This is a genomic window from Actinomyces massiliensis 4401292, from assembly GCF_000269805.1.
In the GTDB taxonomy this organism is placed as follows: Bacteria; Actinomycetota; Actinomycetes; order Actinomycetales; family Actinomycetaceae; genus Actinomyces; species Actinomyces massiliensis.
On record NZ_JH711482.1, the window covers coordinates 80,930 to 98,145 of the forward strand.

15 protein-coding genes, 2 tRNA genes and 1 pseudogene are annotated in these 17,216 nt (G+C 65.7%); 10 read left to right on the forward strand and 8 right to left on the reverse strand.

The genetic code is table 11. From position 1 onward, the window contains the following. Window positions 1-4 precede the first annotated feature (4 nt). The 4 genes from W5W_RS16695 to def all read right to left on the reverse strand — a co-directional run bounded on the left by W5W_RS16695 (window position 5) and on the right by def (window position 1,957). On the reverse strand, window positions 5-508 hold the full coding sequence (locus W5W_RS16695; protein ID WP_238533315.1) for a DUF4143 domain-containing protein: 504 nt from the start codon (window positions 506-508) through the stop codon (window positions 5-7). Between the two features lie 74 nt (window positions 509-582). After that, window positions 583-1,020: an ATP-binding protein gene (locus W5W_RS16700; protein WP_238533316.1), complete on the reverse strand. Its 438-nt coding sequence runs from the start codon at window positions 1,018-1,020 to the stop codon at window positions 583-585. 3 nt (window positions 1,021-1,023) lie between these two features. Beyond that, entirely contained in the window at window positions 1,024-1,272 is a 249-nt protein-coding gene (locus tag W5W_RS16120) for a hypothetical protein (protein ID WP_154650310.1), read from the reverse strand. A 193-nt stretch (window positions 1,273-1,465) separates the two neighbouring features. Further along, entirely contained in the window at window positions 1,466-1,957 is a 492-nt protein-coding gene (def, locus tag W5W_RS0108805; protein ID WP_017195141.1) for a peptide deformylase, read from the reverse strand. A 126-nt stretch (window positions 1,958-2,083) separates the two neighbouring features. Here def and W5W_RS0108810 point away from each other — a divergent pair, with 126 nt between their 5' ends. The 4 genes from W5W_RS0108810 (at window position 2,084) to W5W_RS0108830 (ending at window position 5,995) form a co-directional block, all read left to right on the forward strand. Further along, window positions 2,084-2,653, forward strand: a complete 570-nt coding sequence (locus tag W5W_RS0108810) for a hypothetical protein (RefSeq protein ID WP_017195142.1) — start codon at window positions 2,084-2,086, stop codon at window positions 2,651-2,653. Window positions 2,654-2,745: 92 nt separating this feature from the next. Further along, window positions 2,746-2,817: transfer RNA gene (locus W5W_RS0108815), tRNA-Asn, on the forward strand. Between the two features lie 291 nt (window positions 2,818-3,108). After that, window positions 3,109-5,256 (forward strand): hypothetical protein, encoded by a 2,148-nt coding sequence (locus W5W_RS0108820; protein ID WP_017195143.1) that lies wholly within the window; start codon window positions 3,109-3,111, stop codon window positions 5,254-5,256. Between the two features lie 238 nt (window positions 5,257-5,494). Then, window positions 5,495-5,995 (forward strand): DUF3145 domain-containing protein, encoded by a 501-nt coding sequence (locus W5W_RS0108830; RefSeq protein WP_008729620.1) that lies wholly within the window; start codon window positions 5,495-5,497, stop codon window positions 5,993-5,995. 116 nt (window positions 5,996-6,111) lie between these two features. On the opposite strand, the gene W5W_RS0108835 is transcribed toward W5W_RS0108830, so the two are convergent. The 3 genes from W5W_RS0108835 to W5W_RS0108845 form a co-directional block, all read right to left on the reverse strand. Continuing rightward, entirely contained in the window at window positions 6,112-7,419 is a 1,308-nt protein-coding gene (locus tag W5W_RS0108835; protein ID WP_017195145.1) for a beta-ketoacyl-[acyl-carrier-protein] synthase family protein, read from the reverse strand. Window position 7,420: 1 nt separating this feature from the next. Next, a complete protein-coding gene (locus tag W5W_RS0108840; RefSeq protein ID WP_008729639.1) occupies window positions 7,421-7,669 on the reverse strand; it encodes an acyl carrier protein in 249 nt (82 codons plus the stop codon). A 218-nt stretch (window positions 7,670-7,887) separates the two neighbouring features. Continuing rightward, entirely contained in the window at window positions 7,888-9,084 is a 1,197-nt protein-coding gene (locus tag W5W_RS0108845; protein WP_017195146.1) for a PucR family transcriptional regulator, read from the reverse strand. Between the two features lie 294 nt (window positions 9,085-9,378). On the opposite strand from W5W_RS0108845, the gene aspA reads away from it, so the two are divergent. After that, complete coding sequence (aspA, locus tag W5W_RS0108850; protein ID WP_017195147.1) at window positions 9,379-10,884, forward strand: aspartate ammonia-lyase; 1,506 nt, start codon at window positions 9,379-9,381, stop codon at window positions 10,882-10,884. Window positions 10,885-10,981: 97 nt separating this feature from the next. Here aspA and aceE read toward each other — a convergent pair whose 3' ends face one another. Continuing rightward, entirely contained in the window at window positions 10,982-13,735 is a 2,754-nt protein-coding gene (aceE, locus tag W5W_RS0108855; RefSeq protein WP_017195148.1) for a pyruvate dehydrogenase (acetyl-transferring), homodimeric type, read from the reverse strand. Between the two features lie 377 nt (window positions 13,736-14,112). On the opposite strand from aceE, the gene W5W_RS0108860 reads away from it, so the two are divergent. The 5 genes and pseudogenes from W5W_RS0108860 to W5W_RS16705 all read left to right on the forward strand — a co-directional run. Further along, window positions 14,113-14,517 carry a DUF3052 domain-containing protein gene (locus W5W_RS0108860; RefSeq protein WP_017195149.1) on the forward strand — a complete coding sequence of 135 codons (405 nt, stop codon included), beginning with the start codon at window positions 14,113-14,115 and terminating at the stop codon, window positions 14,515-14,517. 100 nt (window positions 14,518-14,617) lie between these two features. Then, window positions 14,618-14,690: transfer RNA gene (locus W5W_RS0108865), tRNA-Val, on the forward strand. Window positions 14,691-15,157: 467 nt separating this feature from the next. Beyond that, on the forward strand, window positions 15,158-16,342 hold the full coding sequence (locus tag W5W_RS0108870; protein WP_232611436.1) for an ImmA/IrrE family metallo-endopeptidase: 1,185 nt from the start codon (window positions 15,158-15,160) through the stop codon (window positions 16,340-16,342). Further along, entirely contained in the window at window positions 16,342-16,827 is a 486-nt protein-coding gene (locus W5W_RS0108875; RefSeq protein WP_008729615.1) for a DUF4411 family protein, read from the forward strand. The genes W5W_RS0108870 and W5W_RS0108875 overlap by 1 nt, the downstream gene beginning before the upstream one ends. Window positions 16,828-16,998: 171 nt before the next feature. Then, a pseudogene (locus tag W5W_RS16705) lies at window positions 16,999-17,216 on the forward strand (hypothetical protein); the annotation flags it as partial.

Sequence of the window (17,216 nt, forward strand, 5' to 3'; positions counted from 1 at the left end):
TGCGTTATGGCCGCAGAGCGCTGAGCGGGAAGGTGAGGGTTCCATTCGGCAGGACTGCCGTGAACCCCGTACTGGTGATGACCGCGCGGAAGGCCGGTGGATCGGCGTTGATCTGGGCGATAGCGGTGTTCAGGCTCGTCTTGCCACGTTCCACCTGTCCACCGCCGAGCTTGACCTCGACTGCTCCCCAGGAGCCATCTGCCATGGTGATGACGGCGTCTATTTCATGGTTGTTGGAGTCGCGGTAGCGGAAAACACGACCTCCTATGGCCTTGGCGTAAACAAGGAGATCATGGATGACCGCCGACTCGAACAGGACTCCCAATGTGTTCAGGTCTGCAGTCAACCGGGCAGCATCGGCTTGAAGCGCTGCTGCAGCGAGTGCCGGGTCGGCCAGATGGTACGTGGGCGAACGGCGCAAGCGGGCCTTGGATCGCAGGGCACCCGTCCATGCCGGCAAGGCTTCCAGAACGAAGACCCGTCGAAGCAGTTCCAGGAGCTTTGCCATGGTGGTTTCGGACGGTGCGGGTAGTACTTGCGAGATATCTTTTCGAAGTGTTCCGATGGACGCCTCAGCCGCGGTTAACGAGCCAGGGCGGTAAGCAACTGCTCAATGACAACGGGTTTGGAGCGCAGATTCGCGAGCCTGTTGACATCGGTCGAGGCGATGTCTTGGAGATAGCTGACCAGGCTGCGCACGGCGATCTCCTGCGAGGCGTCGATCAGGCCCGGGAAGCCCGGGCGCAAGACCTCGCTCACAATGCCGCTCAGCGGTGCAGTGGTCAGGTCGCCCTTGGGCTGATGGCCTTGAAACAGGCCGGACAGCGAAACGCCTTCGGTGTGAAGAGCGTGAGTCTTCTCCGCCCAAGTCATGGTCCGCTGCCGGATCCGGATGAAGCGCGTTGCGCCCGTGTGGCGGGTGGCGTCATCCGCGGGCACCGCGGAGCCGGTGAGGATGAACCGTCCGGGCTCGGGGGAGAAGTCGATGTCGCGGCGCGCCAGATTCCACAGGTGGGGCACGAGTTACCACTCGTCGAGAAGACGCGGGCGTTCTCCCGCCAGCAGCATGCGCGGGTCGATGTCGGCCGCCGCGAGGGCCTCCGGGGAGTCGAGCAGCACGTATGAGCTCGCGTGCTTAAGCTCGGTCATTGTTTTACCGCATCCGCGGGGCCCTTCCAGGACGATGCCTCCGGCCGCCTGAAGAGTTCGTTCGACGAGCCCATCGACGGTGCGGGGCAGGTAGGCGGCCCCTGTGATGGCCTGAGTATCCACACCGGCGCACTATCGCTGATTGGGTGTTTGCAGGTTCTCCAGTGGGGTAATTGCAGATTCTCTGGCAAGGTGTGTGCAGCTGATTCGGACTACCGCTCCTGCCACGGAGAGCGTCTGCCTGTTGTTGGGCGGCTGCGATGGCGTTGAGCGTCCAGTGCCGAGAACGCCTCACGGCTTCTACAGCCCCTGGCTTCTACAACCCCTGCGCGCGCAGCTCCTTCATGGCCTTGGCTCGGTTCTTGCGGTCGAGGCGGTCCAGGTACAGGTGCCCCTCGAGATGGTCGCACTCGTGCTGGATGCAACGGCCCATCAGCTCCTCGCCCTCCACGACCACCTCCTTGCCGTCCAGGTCGATGCCCACGGCCCGCGCATACCATGCGCGTCTGGTCGGGTACCACAGGCCCGGCACGGACAGGCAGCCCTCATCCCCGTCCTGATACTCCTCGAAGTCCAGCTCGTCGATCCTCGGGTTGAGGATGTAGCCGATCTGTCCATCGACGTTCCAGGAGAAGGCGCGCATCCCCACACCGATCTGATTGGCGGCCAGCCCCGCGCGACCGTCGTCGTCAACCGTCTCGAGCAGGTCCTCGACCAGTGCTTTGACCGAGTCGTCGATGTCCGTGATCCACTCGCACTGCGTGCGCAGGACGGGGTCGCCGATGATGCGGATGTCGCGGTATGCCATGGGCGTATCCTCGCACGAAGACCCCGCTCGAGATCGCCTCGCGCCGGCATCCGTGTATGTCGCGGTATGCCTCGGTATGGCGAGGTATGTCGCGGTACGTCGCGCTCCTCCCGGTAGCCTGCCGCCATGCGCCTGCTCCGCCGTCGTCCCCCCAGCGCTGCTCTGCCGTCCCATCTGGCCGGGCTCGTCCCCGGTTCCGATGCGGTTCTGGGAGCGGTCCCCCTCGATGAGGAAGGGAGGCGCTGGGCCGTGGCCACCGCCGGGAGTCTGGTGATCCTCGACGATGACGGCGTTGACGCGACTCGCACGTGGGACGGCGTGACGCGCGGGACCTGGGACGCCGAGGAGCGCACCTTCACCCTCGAGCTGCTCCACGAGGCCGAGCCGCTGGTGCTGTCCGTACCCGAGCGGATCCCGAAGGCGGGGCGGGATGGCGACGTGATGGTTGCGGAGAAGGACTTCGCCGTGGCTCTTAGGCAGCGCATCGATGCGGCCATCATCCACCATGTCAGCGAGACCCTGCCGAGCGGTCGGCGCGCCACGGCCAGTGTGCGGCGCCGTGCCGATGGCTCCCTCTACTCGGTCACCGATCCGCCGATGGCCGGGCACGATCAGGCGCTCAGCGCCGATGACGTCGATGCCCTCGGCGCTCTGGAGCGTCGTGCCCGAGACGGTGTGGGGCTTCCCACACCCTGACCTATGCGTGTGATCGCACTGCGCGGGGCTCGCTCACCGATTCGACGTTGGCGACGAGCGGTTGCTAAAGTTCACCTCACGCCAAGCGCCATTCCCGCGTAGCTCAATGGCAGAGCATCCGACTGTTAATCGGACGGTTATTGGTTCGAGTCCAATCGCGGGAGCAGCCGGAAGCCCGACCTCGTGTCGGGCTTCTCCTGTTTGCCGCGGTTGGTCGCTGTGCGGCGGTTTCTCGCTGCGGGTGGCCGGCGCCTGTCTGAGAGCGGGCGTCCTCCGTAGTACTTCCCGGGTTCCCGGGCACATGGGCTTCTGGCCATGGATCGGCCTGAGCAGCCTGAGCAGGCTGGGCGGGCCGGACGCGGATCCGCTGCGGTTCCCGGCGTGACGCCACGCGCATGGCGGGAAAGCGGCATAATTCCCGCCACGGGCGTGTTCTAACCGTTACGATCGGGCCGATGACCGCTACGCCAACACCCGAAGCCTCTGCCGCTCCGATTACTGAGAACTCGGCCCACACGGGTCCCGACCATCCCGCACCGGATGGTCCTGACCGCTTCGACCAGGGCCGCAAGCTCGTCATCGCCTCCGCCCAGGGGGCGCAAGACGCTGATGAATGGGTCGCTGAAGCCCGGGACACGGGCGTGACCGTCATGCGTCTGACCGACGTCATCGCCTCCAGCCTCGAGGACTGTGTGGACGACCCCGAGCGCAAGTACGAGCAGATGGACTCCAAAGCGCGCGCCGCCGTGGACGCGGGCATGGGCATCGTCCTGGACCTGTCCTTCATCCGGGATGCGGCGATCAGGGCCGGACGCAATCCTTACCGGACCGACTTCGACTGGGAGCCCTACGTCACGTCGCTGCTCACGCGTCCGTTCCCCGCCGGGAGCACCTACGGCACCAGCGAGCATGTCATTTACATCTCCCTGCCCGGCGAGCCTCACGTGGACTGGGGCGACGATCCCAACGAGAAGGCCGATAGCGCCGAAGATCTCATCGCCTTCTACCAGCGCCTGGCCCGAGTGGTGCGGCGCGCCGGCGTGGATCGGCCGCTGGCCGCTGCGGGCTTCGTCCAGCACACCGCGGACGGAAACGGCACCGAGGCCGGTCTGGACATCACGGCCGTGTACAGCCTCGTTGAGGTCGATGTGTGCACGACTCACGCCTATGACCAGGAATCCCTGGACGCCCTGCTCATGCTGACGCGCTACGCTCACGCGCTCGGCAAGCCGTTCATCATGGAGGAGACGGGACGGGACGCGTCCGATCGCTCCGACGCCGAGCGTGCCGATTGGCTGGCCCGCGTCCAGAAGGCCTGCGCCACGGCCGGTGTTGATGGCGTCGGTGTGTGGGAGGTTGAGCAGAGCCGTGGTTTCGACGTCCAGCCGCCGCAGCATCCTCTGACCGCCGCCGCGGTGCGGCGCATGGTTGACGCCGTGATTCCCGAGGGCATTTCCGTTCAGAAGGATCCGGTGACGCATGGGGAGCACGCAGCCACACCTGATGAGGCCGTGTCGCCGGATGCGCCCGGCGCCGATCCGACTGGGACTTCCGGTGCTGCCGGTAGCGCTGGCAGCACCGGAAGCGCAGATGATGCCGAGGGCGGAGACGAGCCGAGTGCGGTGACGAAGGCCGAGATCGTCTCGGTCGCAGCTCCGGGCATCGACGGTGACGGGACTGTCGATGATGGGGCGCGCTTCTCTGCGCAGCCCAAGGGCATTGCCGATATCGCAGCTGTTGCCGGCTCGAGCAGCGGTGGCGACGGGAGTGACGCTCCGGTCCCCGAGGCTGTCGCGGACGCAGCGGCCTCTGATGACTCTGGTGAAGAAGAGGGGCAGGCCGAGGCGGCCTCGCAGGGGGCGAATGGCGCTGCGGTGCCTGTGGATGCTGACGGTGGTGGGCGCGAAGAGCTCGCAGAGGCCGCCTCCGGTGGAGCGATTATCACCGGGCCCCCGACTGGCTGGCCTGAGGCCGCTGCCTACGGGGCCGATTCTGAGGGCGCCGGCCTTGAGTCCGGTAGCAGTATCGACAGTATCGAAAGTATCGACAGCGTTATCCGTGTGATTCGTGGTGAGCTCCCCGTTCTTCAGCGGCCCGCCGTGTCGTCGTCATCGTCATCCCATGACCTGGTTGACGTCGATTCCGTACCCGTTCCGGACTCGCCCGTTGTCGAGCGCGTTGAGGGCGTCGGTGAGCGCATTGAGGGCATTGAGGGCATCAAGCGCGTCGAGGGCGCTGGGAGTATCGAGAGCCCTGAGAGCCCTGAGGACATGACCTCCCTCGAGGGCGAGGAGGAGGCCATTTGGCGGAGTGCTTTCGCAGGTGACAATGCCGATGGAGCCGACTCGCCGGCGGTTGCGGAGACTTCGGATGCTGTCAGGTCGGATGTCGTGGGCGATGAGGGTCGCGGTGACCAGCAGGGCGAGAGTGGTGGGAGCAGTAAGAACGCTCTGCACGTTGTGCTGAGTCCAGACGAGCCTTTCGTTGATGTTGCCGATGTTATCGATGCCGTTGATGGCGCCGACGAAGATGCTGAGGATCCGGAGCATCCGGAGAATGAGATCCCGCGACGTGCCTGGGATGATCTTCCGCCGTTGAACTGACGGGCGAAGCAAGAGGACAGCGGGAACCCGGCCCGTGCCCTGATAGATGTGGGCCGGGCGCTGTTCTCATGCGAGTGCGTCGTGTTGATCGCGGCGCGCGAGTCGCGTGCCTTCCTGGACCTAGCTGCCGCCGTCTGGCAGTATGAGCCTGCACGCCGCGTGCATCACGTTGATCATCCGGTTCGTGTCGAGACCGTTGGGGAAGACGAATCTCGAAACGACCAGGAGGCGATCCATCGTGAACGGTGCTTACACCCGCGGTGTACTTTTCGTGCACTCTGCGCCACGTGCGCTGTGCCCGCACATCGAGTGGGCGGCTGCCGAGGTCCTCGGCGCCCGTATCCACCTTGACTGGACGGAGCAGGCTGCTGCTCCGGGGATGATGCGCGCCGAAACGAGCTGGGTCGGCCAGGTCGGTACCGGCGCGCGTCTGACGAGCGCTCTGCGCGGATGGGCGAACTTGCGCTACGAGGTCACTGAGGAGGCCTCGCCGGGCAATGACGGCGGCCGGTGGTCGCACACGCCCGACCTGGGCATCTTCCATGCCCAGACCGATGTGCACGGGAATGTGGTCGTGCCCGAGGACCGCATCCGGGCCGCCCTTTTACACGCCGATGAGCCCGCTGCCATGCGTCGACAGCTTGATCTCGCGCTGGGGCAGGCATGGGACGACGAGCTCGAGCCCTTCCGTTATGCCGGTGCCGGCGCACCGGTGCGCTGGCTTCACCGGGTGGGCTGAATGCACTGGCATGTGCTGACATGCACTGACGTGCGCTGAATACGACTTTCGGGATTCGACGGCATCGGGTCCGGCGGCCGTGCCATGCGGCCGCCGGACCCGATGCCGTTCCGGCATCACCGGGCGAAGACGAGAGCCACGTTATGGCCGCCGAAACCGAAGGAGGTGCTCACCGCCGTGTCGAGCCCGGGTGCTTGGCGACCCTGGGGCCCCACGATATCCAGCCCGAGCCGGCTGATATCGGGGTCGATCCCTCCCGGCTGGAGTGTGGGAGGCATCCATCCCTCACGCAGACTCATCACCGTCAGAACCGCCTCCAGGGCACCGGCGCCGCCCAGGAGGTGGCCACTGGCGGACTTGGTTGCCGAGACCGGTGCGTTCCGAAGAGTACGCGCTAGAACCTCGGCTTCGACCCGATCCCCTACGGGCGTGGATGTCGCATGGGCATTGACGTGCCCGACGTGTTCCGGCTCGATGCCCGCTCGCTGGAGGGCGAGCCGAAGCGCCCGCTCCTGTTGAGCGCCGTCGGGCTCGGGGCGAGCGGTGTCGAAGGCGTCGGCCGTGACCGCGGCTCCTGCCAGCACGGCGAGGATCCGGGCCCCTCGTGCTGCTGCATGCGCCACCGACTCGAGGACGAGGACGCCGGCGCCTTCGCCGAGCACGAAGCCATCGCGGTCCGCGGCGAAGGGGCGCGAAGCCGCTGCGGGCTCGTCGTTGCGGGTCGACAGGGCGCGCATGGCTGCGAAGGCGGCCGCCGTCATCGGGTGCAGTGCCGCGTCGGTCCCGCCGGCCACAACGACGTCGGCGCGTCCCAGCGCAATGAGGTCTGCGCCGTAGGCGATGGCCTCCGCACCTGATGCGCAGGCGGCCACCGGGGAGTGGACGCCTGCGCGGGCCCCGAGCTCAATCCCGATGCTTGCCGCCGGGGCGTTGGGCATGAGGGCGGGAATCGCGGTGGGCGCCACTCGGCGCGGGCCGCGCTCCCTCAGGGCGTCCCAGGCGTCCATGACCGACAGGACCGGGCCCATTCCAGGAGAGACCGATACGGCCAGCCGCTCGTCGGCGACCTCTGGAGTGCCGGCCTGCGTCCACGCCTCGCGTGCCGCCAGCAGGGCGCACTGGCTGGCGCGATCCAAGCGTCGGCTCTCCTTGGGCGTCAGCCGCTGTGCAGGGTCTACGGCTAGCGGCGCTGCGATCGTGACGGGCATCTCGATGCCCTGCATCCACGAGGCGTCGAGGCTGCGCACCGCGCACCGTGAGTCGTGCAGCGCCGACCAGGTGGAGGCGACGTCACCGCCGAGGGGGTTGATGGTGCCCAGTCCTGTCACCACGGCCATGCGCGGGTCGAGGTCGTCGCCGCGCTCAGGGGAGACGGCGAGGAACTCCCGGGCAAGAGATGCTGAGATCGCCGCCGAGAGCCCCATCTCAGGCCTTCTGCTCGATCACAAGATCAACCAGGGCGCCGACCGTGGGCAGGGTGGTGATCGCGGAGTCGTCCAGAATGACTCCGAAGCGCTCCTCGACTTCGGTCGCGATCGTGAGCAGACCGAGGGAGTCGATGTCGAGGTCGTCGGTGAATCGCGATTCGCGTGTGATCGTGGAGGCCTCGACGCCCGCCTCCTTGGCGGTGATAGCCGCGATAGCGGCAAGAGTATCGGTGGTCTCCTCAGCCATGAGGATCTCCTTCGGGTCGGGGCGCGACGGCTCGGCGCCGTCTGACTGAACGTCTGGACTTATTGTGACCCACCGGCGCGCGTCCCAGCGAATGAATGTCGGCCGCCGCCGGGCAGGGAGCGGGGCGGGCCGGGCCGCTCTCGACCCGTTTCGGCCGGTTTCGAGCCGCTGCGTCTGGCCGCCCCGGCGGCGGCCGGACGGTGTGCGTCTACTCCCCGCTACTCCTCGGTGTCGCAGGCCAGCCGGCCCACGATGACGGCCATGTGAAGCATAAGACCATCACGGGGATCGGTGGCGTCCCACCCGACCTGCTCGGTGACGCGCCCCAGGCGGTAGCGGACGGTGTTGGCGTGCACGAACAGGGTGCGGGCGGTTGCCTCGAGACTCCCGCCCAGCGCCAGGTAGGTGGCCACCGTCTCCTCGAAGGGCGAGCCCATGGCGCGCAGGGGCTGGCCCACCAGAGTGCAGATCTGCTCGGCCGCGAGCTCGTCGCCTGACAGGAGCCGTTCGGGCAGCAGCTCGTCGGCATGAACGGGGTTGGGCGCCTCGGCCCAGCCGGGCAGCGCCCGCAGCCCGGCCAGCGCCGAGCGCAAGGAGCGCCCGGCCTGGGCGATGCCGGCCACGACGGGACCCACAACGGCGGCGCCGTCGAGCTTGCCAGCCACGTCGAGAGCCACCTTGTCGATGGCCTGCTCGGGATTCTGCTCCTTGTCCTTCAGCGGACGTGCGCCCGGCGTCGTGGGGGGACCGCCCAGGATCACGATGACGGAGTCTCCTCGTACGGAGACCAGGCTGTCGGTGGTGATCTGGCGGCAGGTGTGCCGCAGATGCGAGCTGGCCATGGCGTCCAGGCTGGTACGGGCGGCGATGGTCACTACTGGCCCGGTGCCGCGCCAGCCCGCGGTGCCTGCTCGGCTGGCGGCGTCGGAGGGGGAGTCGTGGAGCATGGCGTCCACGGCGACGGATTCCAGGCGCGCGTCCCAGGCTCCGCGGGCCTCAGCCGCGTGCGCATAGACCTCTGCGGCGGCGAAGCCCACATCGCGGCCGAAGGTGAGCACCAGGATGCGCACGGTGTCATGGTCCTCGGCGGGGACCACCTGGGGGGCCTCATCGACGACGACGTCCAGTACGGTGCGCACCAGGGCCAGGGTCTGTTCCAGGGTGATGGTGCCGGTCAATGCGGCGGGTGCCACGTTGAAGATCCGTGAGGGCGTCGTGGCCATGCTCGGGGTCTCGACGGAGTCCACGAACATGGTCACGCCCAGTCGCGCCACAGACTCGATCTGTCGCCTGGGCACCTCGGGCAGTGTGCGGTACCAGGGGTGCGCGGCACTGATGCGATCAAGCGAGTGCTCGATGATCGTGTTCTGCGCCTGCCTCAGGGAAGCCACCGCAGGGGTGCTGAGCTCGTCCATACTGCGGATGGTACAGAGCGCTTTCAATGCAGGCAGGATTTATCGCCCGGCACTGGGCGCAGGTGCTCTTCCGGGGGCGGCGGCGATGGGCCTCGGAGTCCCGGACCGGAGGAACGAGGAACACAGTGCCCGCGAATCGATGACGACAACCCGTCTTCTCGGGCTCCGGCGAGTAGTGTTAGCTACGGCACGAGCACGCGGTGGTCCTCCCGCCAGCGCCCGGCCGATCCGGTTAGTGATCATCAGTGGCCGGTAGTGATGATGGACGGCGAACCCGCCGAGGCAGGAGCAAAGATGACGCCAGCCACCCGTACTGAGGAAGATCTTCTCGGGGCACGCGAGGTCCCGCTCGAGGCCTACTGGGGCATCCATACGCTGCGGGCCACGGAGAACTACCGCATGTCCGCAACGGTCGTCGGCGACGAGCCGGCCTTCGTGCGCGGCATGGTCCAGGTCAAGAAGGCGTCGGCCCTGGCCAACCGCGAGCTGGGCACCCTCACACCCGAGGTCGCCGACGCGATTGTGTGGGCGTGCGATCAGATCTTGGAGGTGGGCCGCTGCCTCGACCAGTTCCCGATTGACGTCTTCCAGGGCGGGGCGGGAACAAGCGTCAACATGAACACCAATGAGGTGGTGGCCAATCTCGCCCTGGAGCATCTGGGGTACGCCAAGGGTCGCTACGACGTCGTCCATCCCAATGACCACGTCAACAAGTCTCAGTCGACCAACGACGCCTATCCCACGGGCTTCCGCCTGGGCCTGTACGCGGCGGTCCAGAGCCTGGAGGCCGAGCTGTGCGAGCTTATCGATGCCTTCCTGGGCAAGTCCCGTCAATTCGCCGATGTGCTCAAGATGGGGCGCACGCAGCTCCAGGACGCCGTTCCCATGAGCCTGGGCCAGGAGTTCCAGGCGTTCGCCGTGCTTCTGGATGAGGAGGTCGAGCGTCTCATCCACAACTCGGACCTGCTTCTGGAGGTCAATCTCGGGGCCACCGCCATCGGCACCGGGCTCAACACTCCGCCCGGATATCAGGAGGCGGCGGTGCGTCATCTGCGCGAGCTCACCGGTCTGGACATCAAAGGGGCGTCCAACCTGCTCGAGGCCACCAGCGACACCGGCGCCTATGTCTCCATGCATGCGGCGATCAAGCGTCTGGCGGTCAAGCTCTCCAAGATCTGCAATGATCTGCGACTGCTGTCGTCGGGCCCGCGCGCGGGGCTGGGGGAGATCCGTCTGCCTGAGCGCGCGGCGGGCTCCTCGATCATGCCCGCCAAGGTCAATCCTGTGATCCCCGAAGTCGTCAACCAGGTCTGCTTCAAGGTCATCGGCAATGACGTGGCGCTGACCTTCGCCGCGGAGGCCGGTCAGCTCCAGCTCAACGTCATGGAGCCGGTCATCGGGCAGACCGCATTCGAGTCGATCAGCCTCCTGCGCAATGCCATGAGGACTCTGCGCGAGCTGTGCGTGATCGGTATCGAGGCCAATGAGGAGGTCTGCCGCCACAACGTGCTGAGCTCCATCGGCATCGTCACCTACCTCAATGAGGTGATCGGTCATCACAATGGCGACCTGGTGGGACGCGAGTGCGCCCGCTCGGGGCGCGATGTGCGCGAGGTGGTCCTGGAGATGGGGCTGCTCGACGAGGCCGTTCTCGATGAGCTGCTCAGCGTGGAGAATCTGCTGCGGCCCCGCTATCGGGATATGAGCCGCTACTCGGGGGCCGACCTGCCGGTACCGGTGGAAGCAGGAGTCGAGGCGAGCCGCGACTCCGAAGGCTCCCGAGAGTCTTTGGAGCGGTAGGGGCAAACAGTAGAGACACGGCGACGGCAGCGGGCCCGGGTCCTCCCGACGAGGCGGAGGAGCCGGGCCCGCTAACGTGTGATCTGCGTGATCCTGCTCAGGAATCGCCGCCCTGGGCGCCGGAGACTCCGGCGTTCACATTGCCCAGGTCGTAGCGGTCGACGGCGTGCTGCAGTACTGCGCGGCTCAGCCTGCCGTCGTCGGCGAGGGCCTGGAGCGCCTTGACGACGACGGAATGCGCGTCGATGAGGTAGTGACGGCGGGCCGCGGCCCGGGTGTCGGAGAATCCGAATCCGTCTGCGCCAAGCACGTGGTAACTGCCGGGGATCCATGGCCGGATGAGGTCGGGCACCGCATGGTCGTAGTCGCTGGTGGCGACGAACGGACCCTGTGCGCTCGCGAGCTTGTTCTCGAGGTAGGGAGTGCGGCGGGGGGCGGAGGGGTTGAGGAAGTTCTGCTTCTCAGCTGCGAGAGCCTCGCGGCGCAGCTCACCCCAGGAGGTCACCGACCAGACCGAGGCGCGCACGCCCCAGTCCTGAACCAGGATGCGGCGGGCCTCCAGGACCCATGGCACGCCGACGCCGGAGGCGAGCAGCTGGACCTCGGGCCCGTCGCTCTCGGGGGCGTCGGCGATCTTGTGGATGCCCTTGATGATGCCCTCGATATCGACGTCGGCCGGTTCGGCCGGCTGGACCATGGGCTCGTTGTACACCGTGAGGTAGTACATGAGGTTGCGGTCGCGGCCCGAGTCCGGTCCGTACCAGCGCTCCAGGGCGTCACGCACGATATGGCGGATCTCATAGGCGTAGGCCGGGTCGTAGGAGGCGAAGGCGTCGTTGGTCCAGGAGATGAGCGGGGAGTGCCCGTCCATGTGCTGGGTGCCCTCGCCGGTCAGGGTTGTGCGGCCGGCGGTGGCGCCGATGACGAAGCCGCGCGCGAGCTGGTCGCCGGCGGCCCAGAACTGGTCGCCGGTGCGCTGGAAGCCGAACATCGAGTAGAAGATGTAGACCGGGATCATGGGTTGGCCGTGGGTGGCGTAGCTCGTGCCCGCGACTTGGAACAGTGCGGCGGAGCCGGCCTCGTTGATGCCGGTGTGCATGAGCTGACCGGAGTCGGACTCGCGGTAGGACAGCATCATGTCGGCGTCCACCGGCGTGTAGTTCTGGCCCTGGGTGTTGAAGATCTTCTTGGTGGGGAAGAGCGACTCCAGGCCGAAGGTGCGCGACTCGTCGGGGATGATCGGCACAATGCGCCGTCCGATGCCCTTGTCCTTGATGAGCTCCTTGAGCAGGCGCACGAAGGCCATGGTCGAGGCGACCTCCTGCTTGCCGGAGCCGCTCTTGAGGATGTTGTAGGTCTTGTCCCCCGGGAGTTCGAGCTGATTGCCGTCGTCTCGGCGCTCGGGCAGGAACCCGCCGAGCTGCTTGCGGCGCTCGAGCATGTAGAGCAGCGCCGGGTCCTCCGGGTCGGGGCGGTAGTAGGGGGGCTTGTAGGGGTCGGCCTCGATCTGGGCGTCCGTGATCGGGATGTGCAGGCGGTCCCGCAGGCCCTTGAGGTCGTCGGCCTTGAGCTTCTTCATCTGGTGGGTCGCGTTGCGGCCTGCGAAGTGGGATCCCAGGAGGTAGCCCTTGACCGTGTGGGCCAGGATGACGATGGGCTGGCCCTTGTGCTCGGCGGCCGCCTTGTAGGCGGCGTACATCTTGCGGTAGTCGTTGCCTCCGCGCTGCAGGGCCCAGATCTCCTCATCGGTCCAGTCCTTGACGAGCTCTGCCGTGCGCGGGTCGCGTCCGAAGAAGTGCTCGCGCACATAGGCGCCGTCGTTGGCCTTGAAGGTCTGATAGTCCCCGTCGAGGGTCTCCATCATGAGGTGCTCCAGGGCGTGGTCCTTGTCAGCGGCCAGCAGCTGGTCCCAGCCACGGCCCCAGATCACCTTGATGACGTTCCAGCCTGCGCCCTTGAAGAAGGCCTCGAGCTCCTGAATGATCTTGCCGTTGCCTCGCACTGGGCCGTCGAGGCGCTGCAGGTTGCAGTTGATGACGAAGGTGAGGTTGTCCAGCTGTTGGGAGGCCGCCAGCTGGAGCATGCCGCGGGATTCGGGCTCATCCATCTCGCCGTCGCCCAGGAAGGCCCACGTGCGCTGCGCGGAGGTGTCCTTGATGCCCGCGCCGGCGAGGTACTTGTCGAACCATGCCTGGTAGATCGCCTCGGCGGGACCCAGGCCCATGGAGACGGTGGGGTACTCCCAGAAGTCCTCCATGCGGCGGGGATGGGGGTAGGAGGGCAGGCCGCGCCCGCCCGCGGGGCGGGACTCCTCCTGGCGGAAGCCGTCCAGATCGGCCTCGCTCAGGCGGCCCTCGAGGAAGGCGCGGGCGTAATTGCCGGGGGAGGCGTGCCCCTGGAAGAAGACGTGGTCGCCGCCGCCGGGGTGGTCCTTGCCACGGAAGAAGTGGTTGAAGCCGACCTCGTAGAGGGTGGCGGTCGAGGCGTAGGAGGAGATGTGCCCGCCCACGCCGACGCCGGGCCGCTGGGCGCGCGTGACCATGACGGCGGCGTTCCAGCGCAGCCAGCGGCGGTAGGTGCGCTCGGCGTCCTCGTCGCCGGGGAAGTAGGGCTCGTCCTCGACCGTGATCGTGTTGACGTAGGGGGTGGTGGTCTGAGCCGGGAGGCTGACGTTCTTCTTACGGGCCTCGGCCAGCATCGACAGGAGGATGTAGCGGGCGCGCGGGCCCCCCTTGTCCTGGATGAGGGCCTCGAGGGACTCGAGCCACTCCCTGGTCTCCTCGGGGTCGTTGTCGGCGACCTTGGTCAGGAGGCCGTCGATCAGCGGCGTGGCGTCACTGGTGGGGCTCACGGAATCCTCTTTCCTCGCGTCTGTGCGGTGGGGGCGGCAGTCCGACGGCTGACGGCTCGACTCGTGGTGGGTGGGCCGTCGGGGCCGCCGGGCACATGCCGGGTCCGCCTGGGACTGACAGTGTTAAATCTAGGGCCTCCCGGTGGCAACGACCGCCCCTCAGGAGGAAGAAAGTCCTAACTCACGTGTGATGTGAGGCACGTGATGGGTGAGAGTGTGCGGAAGAAGGCGCTTCGCCGCCCATTGTGCCGGGAGTCCGATGAGTTGCACATGCGTGTTCGCTTGCGCATCCGGGCCTTCGTGCGATGGGCTAGTCCTCGCGGCCTCGACGTCGGGGTCTGAGAAGGGGCGCATGCCCAAGAAGGGAGTAGACCACAGTGACGCGCACAGCGGGCGGGGCCTTCGGCTTCGCCTCGGGCCTCATCATCCAGGAGTTCGGCTATGACGAGGACGTCGATGAGGCGCTTCGTCAGGCCGTGGAGACCGAGACCGGGACCGGGCTCGTCGATGAGGACTATGAGGACGTAGCCGACTCCGCGCTCATCTGGTGGCGTCATGATGACGGCGATGTGGATGACCTGACTGACCTGCTCGTGGATGCGCAGGCCAACCTCGACGGTGATGGTCTGCTGTGGGTGCTGACCCCCAAGGCGCGCACCACCGGAGCGGTTCCCACCTCCGAGATCGAAGAAGCCGCGGAGACCGCCGGCATGCATGCGACGTCGGCGGCGTCGATGGGGAAGCATTGGAGCGGCATCCGCATCTCCAGCCGTCGTCGCTGAGCAAACTGCGGGAGGCGGGAAGACGGGCGCCGGCAGTCGGCGCCCGATCAGCTCGAGAGCGGACCTGGTAGCGTCCCGCTCATGGCCCTGTGCGGGCCGCGGACCTGTAGCTCAGTTGGTAGAGCAATGCGTTTACACCGCATCGGTCGTCGGTTCGAGTCCGGCCGGGTCCACCGTGGGCTGGTGCCTCAATGAGGGGAGCCTGGACTTCCTGGAGGAGGACCTGAGTGCGGTACGCGCGAGTTCCAGCTTGGCTGGACCTGCAGCGGTCCTGGTCACCAGGGCCTCGGGTACATGGGTCGTGAGTCCGCATAGCCTTTTACCGCCTGGCCGGCCACGACTGCTGAGCGGTAGCTAAGGTCCTGGGGCTCTATCTACTGAGTGGGATCGCCGGAGCGCGTAATAAGCAGGCGGTTCGGCCCTGGAGCGGGAAGTTCCCCGAGGCCGAGTCGCCAATGCATGGCCCTATTGTGACTGACGCTGAGGCTTCTAGTGTGACTGACGCTGAGGCTTCTAGCGATGAGCAATGTGCCTGCCTGATCCATCTCCGTTCTATGCGGCTCCCCAGTATGCTGCTCAATGATGTCGTGGACCTGCGCTACTCTGAGCTGTGAGAGTGGAGGTTCCGGCTACTGATTACTTGAGCGGCCTGCAGGGGGTGAGCGGAGTGACGGTTCGCGTCGAGGTGTCGCCCACCATGCTTCGATGGGCGGTCAGTAGAGCGGGATGGGATCATGACACGGCAGTGGGCCGTATTCCGCAATTTGACGACTGGGTGGAACAGAGGGTTCTTCCGACTCTCAAGCAACTGGAGGAGTTTGCGAAGAAAACCTATACGCCGTTCGGCCATCTCTTTCTGGCAGAGCCACCTAATGAACGGATCCCCATTCCTGACATGAGAACCCTCGGGGATACCGAGGTTGAGCGCCCTTCGGCCAATCTTTTGGATATCATCTACCTTTGCCAGGATCGTCAAGAGTGGTACAGATCTTATTTAGTGGATAATGGTGCTGCGGGACTTGGCGTCGTCGGCTCGGCAACCATGAACGAAGAGCCTTATGAGGTGGCGGAGCGGATTCGGAAATTACTGCAGCTTGATGAAGAATCTCCTTTGGGGAATTTGAGCCTGCAAGACTCGAGGCGCACTCTGATCGACAGGATCGAGGAGCTGGGTGTGCTTGTCATGGTGAGTGGCATTGTGGGCAGTAATACCCGGCGCGTCCTTGACCCGCAGGAGTTCAGGGGGTTTGCTTTGGTGGATGCGATGGCTCCCCTCATCTTCGTCAATGCTGCTGACACTTTGGGGGCCCAGGTGTTCACCCTGGTCCATGAGCTCTCTCATGTCCTGCTCGGGGAAAGCGCGCTATCTGATACCAGCGGTGTCATGCTCACTGAGAAGCGAGAGGAGAAGTGGTGCAACAGGGTTGCTGCCGAGGTTCTGGTTCCAGCCTCCTCTCTCGCGGCTCGGTATCAGGGTGATGCTTCGCCGGAGAGGCTGGAGCGCCTAGCCCGTTTCTATAGTACGAGCACGTTGGTGGTGCTCAACCGTCTCTATGATGCGGGTCTACTGGGGTGGGATGAATTCAGGGGGAAGTACAGGCAGGAGCGCGAGCGCATCATGGTGCTCCTTGAAGGAAAATCCTCGAAATCCACGGGTGGGAATTACTACAACACCGCGCCCATGAGGCTCGGACGTCAGTTCGCCAGGGCGATCCTGTCAAGTACTCTCGAAGGGGCCACGTCTTACAGGGAGGCATACGAACTGCTGGGGGTCAGGGGAAATAAGGCGTTCCAAGGGCTAGCCGAAAAACTGGGAGTGGCCTGATGTACGTCGTCGATGCTAACGTCCTGATCGAGGCAAAAAATCGCTACTATGCATTCGATTTGGCTCCAGGGTTCTGGAAGTGGCTCGAACGCGTGAATGAAGGAGGAGCGGTATGCAGCATCGATCCGATTTTCGAGGAGATCATCAAAGGGGATGATGAGTTGAAAATGTGGGCAAGAGAGCATCGGAGCTTCTTCTGTCCGATCGGCCAGGGGTCTGTCAAGCACTTCAGTAGGATAACTCAGTGGGCGGTGAGCCAGAATTATTCACCTGCTGCATTAAGTGCCTTCACGGGAAACGACGCCGATTACCTCATCATTGCGTATGCCTGCGCCTACAACTGCACGGTGGTCACCCATGAGATACCTGCCCCCAGCGCTCGCAAACGGGTCAAGATCCCTGATGCCTGCAAGGCCATGGGTGTGGATTTCACAGATCCCTTCACCATGCTCAGGAAGAGCGGCGCCCAGCTCATCCTGGCTTGATACGCGTGCGGGTTGACAGGGTAGTGCCTCTCTATATGGTGTGTTAAGCAGCAGCGGTCCTGGCTTCCACGCCCGGCATCGGGCCCAGGACCGCTGCAGTATTTTTGCCGAAACCTGGGCAAGACCTTCACCATCGGGGTCCAATTGCTCTCATGCGTCGGCCTGGCGCCGGTGACCAGAAGGTCGGGGGCTTTGATCGAGGGCGAGCACGTCTCCCACGCCGGCAACAAGAGACTCAAAAAAGCTATGTTCCTGCCTGCCTTCGCCTTGCTCAGATCCGCCCCCTCTCCAGGGCCCATTACTGGTACAAACGCGACCAGGGCAAGCGCCGCACCAAGCCGTCATCGCCCTGAGCACCCCACCCCCAGCACACTAAGCGTCATGAGTCA

Bases quoted from the DNA above. Each gene is read 5' to 3' on its own strand.
- W5W_RS16695 (WP_238533315.1), bottom strand. From the start codon at position 508: ATGGCAAAGCTCCTGGAACTGCTTCGACGGGTCTTCGTTCTGGAAGCC.
- def (WP_017195141.1), bottom strand. From the start codon at position 1,957: ATGGCATACCGCGACATCCGCATCATCGGCGACCCCGTCCTGCGCACG.
- W5W_RS0108810 (WP_017195142.1), top strand. From the start codon at position 2,084: ATGCGCCTGCTCCGCCGTCGTCCCCCCAGCGCTGCTCTGCCGTCCCAT.
- W5W_RS0108820 (WP_017195143.1), top strand. From the start codon at position 3,109: ATGACCGCTACGCCAACACCCGAAGCCTCTGCCGCTCCGATTACTGAG.
- W5W_RS0108835 (WP_017195145.1), bottom strand. From the start codon at position 7,419: ATGGGGCTCTCGGCGGCGATCTCAGCATCTCTTGCCCGGGAGTTCCTC.
- W5W_RS0108840 (WP_008729639.1), bottom strand. From the start codon at position 7,669: ATGGCTGAGGAGACCACCGATACTCTTGCCGCTATCGCGGCTATCACC.
- W5W_RS0108845 (WP_017195146.1), bottom strand. From the start codon at position 9,084: ATGGACGAGCTCAGCACCCCTGCGGTGGCTTCCCTGAGGCAGGCGCAG.
- aspA (WP_017195147.1), top strand. From the start codon at position 9,379: ATGACGCCAGCCACCCGTACTGAGGAAGATCTTCTCGGGGCACGCGAG.
- W5W_RS0108875 (WP_008729615.1), top strand. From the start codon at position 16,342: ATGTACGTCGTCGATGCTAACGTCCTGATCGAGGCAAAAAATCGCTAC.